Origin of the sequence: Paenibacillus sp. CR_12 (genome assembly GCF_041953985.1) — a bacterium.
Classification (GTDB): domain Bacteria; phylum Bacillota; class Bacilli; order Paenibacillales; family Paenibacillaceae; genus Paenibacillus_AQ; species Paenibacillus_AQ lautus_A.
In genome coordinates this window covers 1,545,895-1,558,188 of sequence record NZ_JAVFHO010000002.1, presented here as the reverse complement: position 1 = coordinate 1,558,188, position 12,294 = coordinate 1,545,895, and the positions used below count along the sequence as shown (strand labels likewise).

At 52.2% G+C, this 12,294-nt stretch carries 9 protein-coding genes; 6 read left to right on the top strand and 3 right to left on the bottom strand.

Annotation, left to right across the window (positions count from 1 at the left end; genetic code table 11):
* Positions 1-45 precede the first annotated feature (45 nt).
* Positions 46-1,062 carry a glycoside hydrolase family 130 protein gene (locus tag RB297_RS10905; RefSeq protein ID WP_375120422.1) on the top strand — a complete coding sequence of 339 codons (1,017 nt, stop codon included), beginning with the start codon at positions 46-48 and terminating at the stop codon, positions 1,060-1,062.
* Positions 1,063-1,118: 56 nt separating this feature from the next.
* Here the strand turns inward: RB297_RS10905 and RB297_RS10900 are convergent, their stop codons facing one another.
* A complete protein-coding gene (locus RB297_RS10900) occupies positions 1,119-3,452 on the bottom strand; it encodes a helix-turn-helix domain-containing protein (protein WP_375120421.1) in 2,334 nt (777 codons plus the stop codon).
* Positions 3,453-3,719: 267 nt separating this feature from the next.
* Here RB297_RS10900 and RB297_RS10895 point away from each other — a divergent pair, with 267 nt between their 5' ends.
* The 3 genes from RB297_RS10895 to RB297_RS10885 all read left to right on the top strand — a co-directional run bounded on the left by RB297_RS10895 (position 3,720) and on the right by RB297_RS10885 (position 5,638).
* Complete coding sequence (locus tag RB297_RS10895) at positions 3,720-4,514, top strand: hypothetical protein (RefSeq protein ID WP_375120594.1); 795 nt, start codon at positions 3,720-3,722, stop codon at positions 4,512-4,514.
* A 64-nt stretch (positions 4,515-4,578) separates the two neighbouring features.
* On the top strand, positions 4,579-5,196 hold the full coding sequence (locus tag RB297_RS10890; RefSeq protein ID WP_375120420.1) for an SUKH-4 family immunity protein: 618 nt from the start codon (positions 4,579-4,581) through the stop codon (positions 5,194-5,196).
* A gap of 37 nt (positions 5,197-5,233) precedes the next feature.
* On the top strand, positions 5,234-5,638 hold the full coding sequence (locus RB297_RS10885; protein WP_009589775.1) for an NUDIX hydrolase: 405 nt from the start codon (positions 5,234-5,236) through the stop codon (positions 5,636-5,638).
* A gap of 235 nt (positions 5,639-5,873) precedes the next feature.
* Here the strand turns inward: RB297_RS10885 and RB297_RS10880 are convergent, their stop codons facing one another.
* Together RB297_RS10880 and RB297_RS10875 are read right to left on the bottom strand one after the other, a co-directional pair.
* A complete protein-coding gene (locus RB297_RS10880; RefSeq protein ID WP_009590031.1) occupies positions 5,874-6,752 on the bottom strand; it encodes a carbohydrate ABC transporter permease in 879 nt (292 codons plus the stop codon).
* 37 nt (positions 6,753-6,789) lie between these two features.
* Positions 6,790-7,716: an ABC transporter permease gene (locus tag RB297_RS10875; protein ID WP_009589944.1), complete on the bottom strand. Its 927-nt coding sequence runs from the start codon at positions 7,714-7,716 to the stop codon at positions 6,790-6,792.
* Between the two features lie 459 nt (positions 7,717-8,175).
* Between RB297_RS10875 and RB297_RS10870 the strand changes: the two genes are divergently transcribed.
* Positions 8,176-10,455 (top strand): helix-turn-helix domain-containing protein, encoded by a 2,280-nt coding sequence (locus RB297_RS10870; protein ID WP_375120419.1) that lies wholly within the window; start codon positions 8,176-8,178, stop codon positions 10,453-10,455.
* 125 nt (positions 10,456-10,580) lie between these two features.
* Complete coding sequence (locus RB297_RS10865) at positions 10,581-12,098, top strand: DUF3502 domain-containing protein (protein WP_375120418.1); 1,518 nt, start codon at positions 10,581-10,583, stop codon at positions 12,096-12,098.
* Positions 12,099-12,294: the final 196 nt, after the last annotated feature.

Below are 12,294 nucleotides of genomic sequence, written 5' to 3'. Positions count from 1 at the left end.
CCTGATAAATCTCCTGAATATTATACAAATGTGGAGGCATAGCCTATGAAAATGACGAGACATCCGAACAATCCGATCGTCGTTCCAGGAACGTACGAATGGCGTAAAGTCACCGTATTCAATCCTGCGGTTATTATAGACAACGGGAAGTTTTACATGATTGAGCGAACCGCAGGCTCGCTAACGCCTTGCAAGAATGTTTTGGGACTGCTGGAGAGCGAAGACGGGGTGAATTTTACGCACGTGAAAGACGAGCCGATCGTGACGCCTGACATGCTGGGCTTTCCATATGGAAGCGTCCAGGACCCGCGGATTGTCAAAATCGACGGGACGTACTATCTAAACTATGCCCTTAGGCCATGCGCCATGAGTTACTATCCGACGGGAGCGGGGATACCGGAGCGGTCGATACCCAAATATCCGGACGGCTGGGGGGAGGAGGAGGGCCACTGGCTCACTCGCTCTTCGATCGTGAAGTCGGACAATCTGATCGACTGGGAGTTCGTTGCCGATACGACACCGCTCGATATCAATGACCGCGACAACATTTTGTTCCCTGAGAAGATTAACGGAAAGTATGTATTGCTGCGCCGTCCGGAGGAATACGTGGGTGCAGCTTACGGAACGGACAGCGCGGCGATATGGATTACGTACTCCGAGGATCTGGTTCATTGGGAAGAGCCGAAGCTTCTGGCCAAAGCCGAGAATCCGGCGTGGGAATCCAGGAAAATCGGCGGAGCCACGCCGCCTGTGCGAACCGATAAAGGCTGGCTGGTCCTTTACCACGGCGTTGATGATCAGGTCGTTTACCGTGTTGGGGCGATGCTTCTTGACCTGAACAACCCTGAGAAGGTCATAGCAAGAACGAAGAATTACATTATGGAACCGGAAACCTATTACGAGAAATTCGGTTATCAGATTCCGAATGTGGTGTTCCCGACAGGAAACGTGGTCAAAGACGGTCTGCTCTATATCTATTATGGTGTGACCGACACAGCAATTGCACTGGCTACCGTGCCGGTCGATGAGCTGGTTGAGCATACCTTGAACGAACCGCAGTGAGTGAAGTAGAAGCATCCGGGCCCTTTCGAGACAAGTTCTCCTAAAGGGCCCTTCTGTTATATATCCAGCCTATTCGAACGATGTTGTTTGCGGTACTGACCGGGCGTAAGCCCGGTTTCTTTCTTGAATTTGCGGATGAAATTGGGTGCATCCAGGTAGCCCACCTGTTCGATGATTTCCTTCAGGGGAGCGCTTGTCGTCACAAGCAGCCGAATGACTTCCTCCGTACGCCTCTTCCAGATATACTGCGAGAAACTGATCCCGGTCTTCTCTTTGAAGCTGCGGCTTAAGTAAGAGGTAGAGACGGAAAATTTAAGGGCAACATGCTCCAGGCTGAGCGTATAGTCCCCAAACTGCTGATTTACATAATGTACGATATCATCGATCAGTTTTGGCGCTGCTTGCTCATGGTTCCGTTCAACCTTCTCGCAAACCTCTGTCGTGAGCGACAACAGCTTGTCCTCAAATTCCTCCAGCGTCTCAAACGACGTATAGTCCGAGATGCTGCTGAATGCTTCGTTCATTCCAACCTCAGAGGCGGACCGAAGCAGCGCGTTCAGCAGATCGAAGCAAATGCAGCGCAGCAGATGAATCTGCAGCGGTTCGCTGCGGATGGTCTCCATCATCTCGGCGATCATCTGCACAGCCACCGACTCGTTGCCTTGCTTTAGGCTTTGCTCCAGCTTGAGCAGCGACTTTCTTGGAAGCCATACGCCTTTGGCGACAGGATGATTCTGCTCTGCCAACTGGTCGAAATAGGTGATCCGGCTGCTGCCGACCATTCGGTGCTCGAGTGCGGTTGCGGCTTCGATGAAGGATTGGTTCAGCTGCCCCAAATCCCGGTAGGGCGTACCTACGCCCATGCTCGGATCGAGCCGAGTGTTCTCGGAGATCAATCCCTGGACCGCGCGAATGATCTGCTCCATCCGGAGCTTCAGCGAATCTTGACCAGGGTCAGGAAGCGATACGATCAGCGCAAATTGATTATCGGCTGAGAATTCAACGCCATAGATATTCGCTTGAAGCCCTGATGGTTCAACATGGCTGAGAATTTCATGCACCTGCTGACGATCCTTCTGGACGACATCCTCGGCCGCATCGTTTTCTTCCCAGGACAGAATCACACAGAAATAAATGACTTGTTCTTGGGGAGATTCCAGTCCGACTCCGGCGATCATTCGCTCGATTTCGGGATCATCCGGCTTTCCGTGCTTCAGCAGAAGCAGCATGCATTGGTTGCGCACGAAGGGCTCCTGCATATCGATCCGGGTGCTGTAATCGTGAAGGGTCTGACGAATCCATTCCCATTCATTGCGCGTTTTGGGCTCTGGGGAATCGCTAACTCTGAGCTTGGCGAATTCCATCAAATCCTTAATCGGGTGATATTGGCGTCTAGCCAGCACAAAAGCGGCAAGCACTCCGGTTATGACGGCGATGCCAAACACCAGCAGAATGAGCGTCTGTACATGAGCGACCCGGCTGAAGAACTGGTAGCTTGGCATGATGGTCATGTAGTTCCAGCCATTCTCCCCGGATTTGACGGATACGACGGAATACTTGTCATTATTCAGGGAGAGATTGTGTATGCCGGCATCAAGCGCAGCCAATGTTCCAAGGTGCTCTTGAGACAGGGTTACGCCGTGATTGCTCGCTGTAAGCACTTCATCATTTTGATTGAGAATGTAGCTGCTCCCGGTGAAATCGCTAAGAATGGAATCCATGACCCCGGTAAGATTGGACTCTTTCACCATATATACGACGCTCCCGTACGGATAGGGGGCATTGGGCTTGATCGGTACGATGATGGTCAGCATCGTCTCCTGCCTGGAGTTGTTGATCGTAACATTCTCGGCCGGCCGTATTACCATCTTATTCGTCTCGTTCAGCGCAAGGGTGACATCTTCCAGACTCCAGTTCTCATAACGATAGAAGGAGTCGAACGCAACGTTAACATTCGTCAGGCCGCGGTAAGAGTAGATAATCGGGTCGTTATGATAGTATAAGAAGATGTCTTCAATAATGCTGCTGTTTGCCTTATAGTTGGCCAAAGCTTGTATGGCTTCCACTCTGTAATAATCATCACGGACCATATAAGGGGTTAAGCGTCTGTCGTAAGCGATCCGGCCGGAAAGCTCCCGAAGCTCCGCGATACGGGAGTCGATGGTCATTGACACCTGGTTCAATTGATTGATGTTGGATTGTTCGATCTCGGTACGAAGCCCGTTGACAGCGCTATCATAAACAAACATCGTTACTCCAGTCAGAGGAATCAGGAAGATCAGAATATAAGACAGAACGTATCTTAAGAGCAGCTTCGACTTAAAGTGATTCCAGTTTATTCGGAAAGTGAAAGTGGATACGATGAATGATTTGAGGTTGTGAATGGTCATTTTGGGTGCATCCTCCATTGCATTCTTTTCATGTCATGCGAAATTCCGATTTGATCAACAAGGATAGGGTTATTTGAAACATTATATCATTATAATGATTATTCGGAGAAATATTAAGAATAAATTCATCATTATTCATTACATGATATAACTCGTAGTTTTCATAGTCTCACGGCTTCAATCCAACTCAGTCAGATTTCGATCGTCTTCGCTTTATAGGAAGATTTTGTTATGATAGGGACAAGAAAAAAATGGGAAGTGGAAGCTGTGGACAAAAAGGCGAAAAAGGTTTTACTTCAAACGTTCTGGTCATCCAGCGGCTGGAAAAGCAGTCCTTTGCCGTTCGTCGGGGAGGACTTTGATTACGCGAAGAGCATGAGGCTGATGTTCGACCCCATCACCATCGGACATGATGAGCTGAACCAGCGGCTTCATAGCTTACATAAGACGGTTACTAAAGAAAGGGTTGCTGCCGCATTTCTGCACAGCCTGTCCACGAGACAAGTGCATCTGCGAAGCGCGCTTTCCAGTTGGGCGCTTACATCGCGCCTGCCTCTGCATCAGTACGAAGAACGACGCTCGGCCATGCCGAATTACAGCAGCTGCGGAGATTGTAACCATGCCGGGCTCCAGTCCGACGGGAATTACGTGAATGCCGACCTGAACGTGCTGAATTTCGAACGGGTCAAATGGGGAGGCATCCGCTTGAATCAGCTTCTCTACTGCTGGCTCGATCTGGAGCTGTTGAGCCATGAGGAGGGCCTGACGGTGGACAAGGAGGATATCGCCATTCTGAGGAAGCTGATGACAGCCGTCGACGGATGCGCCGAATCAGAAAGCCCGCGTCATCTTGAGAAGCGCTTGAAGGATGTTCTGCCTTCAAGCAAGCATGAACGAGACGTGCTGATGGAAATTCTGGGATATGCCGGCGTGCTGGTTCCGAAGGATACGCCCCGCACGCGTCCGAGAAGGGACGACGATTTCTTCTCGATGTCGGAGTGGCAGGGAAGTGACGGATATTCCACTGAAGCGCTGCAGTTTTATTTCGGCGAATATCTGTAGACCGCGCTGCATCATTATAGGTTACAGAATACGTACCGGTTTAGGAGTTTAAGGGAGGGTTAGAATGGAGCCGCAATATCATACGCTGTATGATCACGGAGTGCTGCCTTATACGAGGGAAAGCTTGGACGTCCTGGGAATGCACGATAAGACGGTGGAAACGCTTGTGCATCGGGGAATGCCGGTCTTTGATCCGCAGGAGCCACCGTTGGGTCTTCTGTTTCATGAAGCGTTACCGCTACAGGATATTCATGGAGCCTATATCGCGATCGGAAGGGAGATCTGGAGCGAAGGGCTGCATGTCGCGATCCAAAAGGATACAGGGGGAGTGTGGGCAGTCACGGAGGGAGGTACACAGAAACCGACCTACATAAACGCCTCCATCGACAGCCTGCTCGCTTTTATGGACCGTGTGCTTCGCTTCAAGCAGCAAACGGAGCGCTTGCAGCCTGATCCACCTCCCATGATTTTGACGGCAGAACAATTTCGCGAGAAACTTGAGAAGTTCAGAAGTGGAGAGATCAAGCCGGGAACCCGTCCGGACGCCTCGCAGGCTCAGCACGAGTGGAAGTCAGCCTTCGAACAAATGAAGCGGGAGCTGAAAGAGATGGATCTCCCTGCTGTACGTTCCTCTTCATGGTGGGGAATTGTGCTGGAGGAAATGAAGGATCGTTTGAGGTAGCCGATGAGCATTTATTGACGGGATGGGAGGATGAACGTTGGGCTTTCATGACACGTACAGATTTGGTGTGCATGCCATCATATTGAACGCTGACGGCAAGCTGCTCTTATTAAAACGGACCTATGGGAATAAGGGATGGAGTTTGCCCGGGGGCGGGGTGGATTCCGGCGAAACGATCCATGAAGCGATTTTTCGCGAATGCCGCGAAGAACTGGGCCTTACCCTGCAAGATGCGGTCTTGACCGGATTTTATTATCACAGTCATATCAACGCGCAGGTCGGCATATTCCGCTGTTCGATCCCGCTTCACGAGGAAATTGTGCTCAGCTCCGAGCATTCGGAATACAAATGGGCCGAGTTGTCGGAGCTGAGCGAGGTTCAGCGGTTAAGGGCCCAGGATGCATTGGCTTATCAAGGAGAAGTCAAAAGCCGGGCGTTTTAGCATTCATCCTGTTCTTTTAAAAACCGGATTACCGTTACTGTCCCGATGTAGAACATCAGGGTTACGCTTACGAACTCTGTTGACGATGTTCCATCCGAAGCGGCAGAGGTTGCATCCATAAAGACATCCAGCATATAAAAAAAGAGGCTAACCGTGAGAGCGGTTAGCCTCTTTGATTTCAGTAAAGCCGGGTTACCTGCTTATGTCCTGAGATCATGGCATGTGGATAAAACCTTTACTCCTTCAAAGAGCCAATCAGCAGCCCTTTTATGAAATACCGCTGCAGGAACGGATAGAACAGCACCACCGGCCCGATCGTCAGAATGGCGGTGGCCATCTTCACCGATTCTTGCGGCAGCGTCTGGCTGCCGAGGATGGCACCGCTGCTCTGCATCTGCTGAATCATGCTGATCTCGGAGTTCAGCTTAAACAGCAGGTATTGAAGGGGATACAACTTCTCGTTGTCCACCAGCATGATGGCGTTGAACCAGTTGTTCCAGTAGGCAATGCCGTAGAACAGCGTAATCGTGGCCAGAACGGGCATGCAGAGCGGGAAGTAGATCCGGAACGCGATATAGAAGTCGCTCGCGCCGTCGATCTTGGCCGCCTCCGTCAGGGAAGGCGGAATTTGGGACATGTAGTTGCGCACAAGAAACAGGTTGAACGGATTGAACACCAGGGACGGTATGATCAGGGCCCAGATGGTGTTGTTCATGCCGAGATTCAGGTTGATCAGATACCAGGGCACCAGGCCCGTGTTAAATACCATCGTAATGAAAAAGAACAATCCGAGCCCGTTGCGGTAACGGATATGCTTGGCGGCCAGCGTATATCCGGCCATGGACGTGATGGTGACCGCAAGGATCGTGCCGACGACCGTCACGATGATCGAGATCATGTAACTCCGGTACAGCGGCGTGCTGCCGAACAGGAGCAGCTTGTAGGCATCCAGCGACAGCTCGCTCGGGAACAACTGGTAGCCGAATTGCTTAATGCTGGCTTCGTCGGTAAAGGACACCATGAGCACAAGCAGCATCGGCAGGATGCAGAGAATGGAGATGATGCCGATCAGCGCGGCATTCACGGCGTCGAAAAATTTAGGTCTGGACGTCATCTAGATTTCGCTCCCTTCCGAATGATTCCGGCTTGCTTTAGAACAAGGCATGGTCCGGATTCACCTTCTTCACGATTTTGTTGCTGCCCCATACGAGAATAAAGCCGACCACGGATTGATACAGCCCGACGGCCATGGCCTGTGCCGGATTCCCGATGGTGCGGAGGGAACGGAACACATACGTATCGATGACGTCAACCGTCGGATACAGCAGCCCGTTGTCCTTGACGATGGCATAGATCATGTCGAAGCTGCCGTACATGATTTTGCCCAGAGCCAGCAGGGTTAAGATGGATATGGTCGGCAGCATGAGCGGAATGGTGATGTGGCGGATGAGCTGCCAACGGGTAGCGCCGTCGATCCGGCCGGCTTCGTAATAACTGTCGTCAATTCCCGTGATCGCCGCCAGATAGATGACAAGGTTCATCCCGAGGTCCTTCCATACCGCCGCGGTCGTAAGAATCCACGTCCAGTATTGCGGAGAGGCGTACCAGTTGACGGGGTCGATATGGAAGAACGCCAGGATCCGGTTCAGGATACCGTAGTCGGTCGACAGCAAGCTGTAGATGATGTAACTCACGATAACCCAGGACAAGAAATGCGGGAACAAAATCGTGGATTGGGTCACCCTCGAGAACCAGCGGCTGCGGAGCTCGTTGAACAGTATGGCCAGCGCCATGGCTGCGAGCGTGCCGACGATGATAAATAGAAAATTGAGCTTCAAGGTGTTGAAGGTGACCTCCCAAGCCCGGGGCGACGAGAAGAAGAACTTGAAATTGTCAAAGCCGACCCAGGCGGAATTGAAAAGTCCCGTCTTGAAGTTGAATTTCTGAAACGCAATGAGCATGTACGGAAGCGTGAAATAACCGAAGACCAGCGTATAGATGGCAGCCGGTACGACGAGCAGGTAGGCGGATCCGTTCGAGCGGATTTCGCGCAGGAAGCCGAAGCGGCTTTTTTTCATGAGTAGGCACGTCCTTTCGTAAGTGATGGGGGCTGCAAGCGTAGCAGTTCTGTTTCGAGTGTAAAGAGAGTTGCCGCGTGCAGTAAACTATGAAAATGGAGTTTGAGCGGATTGAAAGGGGGAACGCCTGCTTTAAAAAACGGCAAAAACTTCGAATTTGAGTATTTCGCACAGTGTCGCCAGGATTGAATAATGACCGGAAAAGCTTGGTTTTATAAGGGGTTTAGCCGATGAAGCCTATGAAGGGAAGTTTGGGGAGGAAAATAAAGAATGCGTTTTCATATTGATGTATGCCCTGAGCAAATGTAAGATGAGAATAAAATATCTATCCGTTCCAAGCGATCGGATGGCTAAGCAACCCCATTAAATTAACATGAATATTACATATAATGTTAGTAATATTCAAGAATGATAAGATCACAGTTTACTATATAGACCGAATGATAAAGGAGGGAGAATATGATCCGGCAGCGATTATTCCGTTATGCAGTGTATCGAAATATGTTTCTCAGCTTTGTTTTGCTCACGGCAGCCATGATTGCCCTCGTAACCGTCGTCCTGTACATGATGTTCTCCTGGAGCACCGCGAAGGAGGTAGGAAAAATATCCGAGTCGATGCTGAAGCAGAACAGCGCCGTATCCAGCGTCATCCGCGACCAGGTGTATAACGTGGGCAACCTTCTGCTCAGCGACAAGGAGATCGTGAACGCCCTATTGGACAAAGAGGCTGATCCGCTGAAACAATATGGCGTGTTCGGTACCCTTAACCGGGTCCAGTCCACCTATCCGTTCATCCATTCGATCGGGATCTATAACGGCTCGAATAACACGTACCTGAATACGAAGGGGATTACCAAGGAGCAGGAGAAGGCGCTGCTGGAGGAAATCAACAGCAAAAATACATCTTATTTTCATCTGTTCCCGCGCAAGATCTCTACCGCCACTTCGGCGAAGCGGAGCGAAGACGTCCTGACTTTCGTTCTCCTTCCGAGCTATTATTCGCCGCTAAGTTCCAAGGGCGCGATCGTAATCAACATGAGCATCGACACCATCCAGGATCTGATCGGAGGCTACCGCAACGAAGCGGTGGATTCGCTTCACGTCATTGACGACAAGGGAACCATCATCACCCATTCGGATCGGTCCCGGTTCATGGAGGATGTATCGCAGGAGTCCTATGTCCAGTCCATTCTGGAATCGGACGCGGAAAGCGGTTACTTCACCCGCTCCATCGACGGCCGCAAGAGCCTGGTTACCTATGTCAAATCCAAGGATATGAACTGGACGTTTATCAGCGTCAGCCAATATCAAAATCTGTTGTTCAACATGCAGGCGCTCCGAACGTCGGCGCTGGTTCTCGCTTTGGCCTGCTTCGTCGTCAGCATGTTCTTGTCGATCTGGCTGACGCATCATGCGTACAACCCGATCCGCCACCTGCTGGAGAAAATGAGCGCCATTCCGAAGATGAAGGAAAACCGTCGGCAAATCAACGAATTTGCCATATTGGATACCACTTACGCGGAAATGACGGAGAAAATGAAGTCGATGGAGTCCGAGGCTTCCGTCGCCCGGCAGGCGCATGTGCTGCAGCTGCTGAAAGGCGGCGACGAGACGGCATTCCGCCGTTTGGCCCGCGAAGGCAAGGGACCCTATTTCTTGGCGGCCGTCCTTCTGCTCGACAGCTTAGACGGCTCGCCCGGGGGCGAGGACGAGGAGCTGCAGTCCTATACCTGCGCGGCCGTCGCCCAGGCGGCCCAGCAGATGCTGGAGCCGGAGGGAGCGAGCGTGGCAACGGTGGGGGACGGAACCATTGCAATCATTCTCCCCATGAAGCAGAGCCGGCTTCCGCTCCATGTATTGGGCATGCTGGAGGAGCTGCAGGGCGAGATGCTCCGCACGCTCCGCGTGTCCGTCACCGTCGGCATCGGAACCGCCGCGCAGACGTACGAGGAGCTGCGCGAATCGTTCGATTGCGCGCAGTCCTGCTTCCAGCAGCGCTTTTTCGCGGGAAAGGGCAGGATATTCCATGGCGATCCGGTCATCGCCGCGGAGTCGGAGCATTCCGAGGCGCAGTATCCGGACAAGCGAGAGAAGCGCATCATCGAGGCCATCAAGCTGCAGCAGCGGGATAAATTGGAGAAGGAAATCGATCAGTGGATCAAGGAAATACGCGATTACAACTACCATGAAGTCATGTTTTTCATCAACCAGTTCATCGGCGGCCTGTACAAGCAGCTCAATGTCCATACCGTGAAAAATCGGGAAAGCGCGGATCTCTTCCTCGATTTTACGCGGCGGATTACCCGCTTTCAGACGCTGCAGGAAACCGCGGATGCCCTGAAGGATCTTGCCCTTAGGCTCTGCAGCCTGTCCGAGGAATCGGGAGCGGTCCGGCATGCGGAGGTGGTGGATTTTATCCAGATGTACGTACGCAAGCATTATGCAAGGCCGGATATGTCGCTCGAGCAGGTGGCGGGCGAGGTGAAGCTGTCCCGCAGCTATGTCGGCAAGCTGTTCAAGGCGCATTGCGAGCTGTCGTTCAACGATTACCTGAATGCCGTTCGTCTGGAGAAGGCGCGTGAGCTTCTCGCAAGCACCGAGGAGTCGGTTCAATCGATCAGCGAGCAGGTGGGCATTCTGAATACGACCTATTTCTACACGCTGTTTAAAAAGCACTACCAGATCTCGCCGGCCCAGTTCCGCAGCCAGCATGCGATCGAGACGAAAAAGGCGCAGTGACGGGCAGATTCAGTGTTTTAAAATGGCGAAAACCATCATTTTGAAGTATACGTTTTCCCTACTGTCTACTTAAGATAGGAATCGTACCGCATGACTAAACCAAATGAAGACAGGGGGACACATGCATGAAAAAAAGGAAAGCGCTAGCACTATGGTTGGCCGCGATATTCATGGTTTCCGTGATCGCAGGCTGCTCCGGCGGCGGCGACGCCGGCAGTGAGAATGGATCGGCGAGCGGGGAGAACGGCGGAGGGGACAAGCTGCCGGTACGGTATTTGCTTCCGGGCTCTGCGCCGCAGGATTTGGATGCGGCGGTCAAAGCGATCAACGAGAAGCTGGAGGCCGACGGACTGAACCTTACGTACGAACCGACGTACATCGCGTGGGACGTATGGGATCAGAAGACCAACCTCATGATGTCGACGGGCGAGGAATTCGAGCTGATTGCCATCATGCACGATACCAAAGGACCGACGGTGCTTGCGGGCAGCGGCGGTATCATTCCGATCGACGATCTGCTGGAACAGTATGGCACCGAGCTGAAAGCTTCCATGCCGGACTGGATTTGGGAGTCGTCGAAAATCAACGGCAAGATCACGTACGTGCCGAACTTCTGGGCGGATACCGCGTATAACGATGGCATGTTCACGATCCGCACCGATCTGCTCGAGAAAAATGGCCTGAAGCCGCCGACATCGCCGGAAGAGCTGCTCAATGCAGCAGAGACGCTGCAGAAGAATTGGCCGCAGGACAACAAGAACGTATATATCAAGATGCTGGAGGAGCCAGCCTACTTCCTGCATACGACCTACGACACCTATCCGTTTACCGTGGCCGACAATATGATTTACATCGACCAGCAGGGGAACGTGAAGTCCTGGTTCGAAACCGAGGAGTTCAAAAAAGACGTGAAGTTCATGAACGAGGCTTACAAGCGCGGGCTGATCATGAGCGATCTGCTTACGACGCCGACGGAGGTAATCAACCAGGAGGAGCTGGCAGGACGTTATCTCTACCGTCCGGGCGACGTTGGCTTGAGCGATGCCATTCTTCAGACGTTCCCGGATGCGAAGCTGGATATTTATTATTTGGCCGACCAGCCGAAATTCAGATCCTACGCGATCCGGAATTCCAACGGGATCTCAGCCACGTCTCCGCACCCGGAGGCCGGCATTCAATTCTTGAACTGGGTATACAGCAGCCAGGAGAACATGGATCTCGTCCAAAGCGGCGTGAAAGATGTGCATTGGAAGGATACAGGCAAGAATACCAAGGACTATCTGGCCAAGAACGAGAACGGTTCCCCGGCTTATGAGCTTCCATACTGGCTGCTCGGCCACGTTGAGATGAACCGTTATCCAACGAATACGGACCCAGCGCGACTGGAGCGCCGCACGACGGTATCGGAGGACGCCGTGAACAGCATCACGATCGGCTTCACCTTCGATCCGACCAACGTTGCTTCGCAGTACGCCAACTGCATCGCCGAGCTGAAGACCAGCGTCTATCCGGTCATGCACGGGGTCGTGAAATACGAGGACGCCTACGATAAAATGCTGGCCGCAATGAAGTCCGCCGGTCTCGATGAGGTCGTTGATGAATACAAACGGCAATTCGATGAGTGGAGAGCGGGTCAGTCGTAAGGTCAGCGCACTAACGGCTAAGAAACATTGAAACAGGGCAATCCTTTCCCCGGTTTGATAACCGGGAAGGGGTTGCTTTTTTTCGTGCGTCGCCATGGAGCGTTCCGTGAGGAGTACAGAGGGAATTCGAAGGAGGCTCCAAGGGGATTCGAAAGTGATCCACGTTACCGTTTAGGACTTCAATTCTCCGATATTG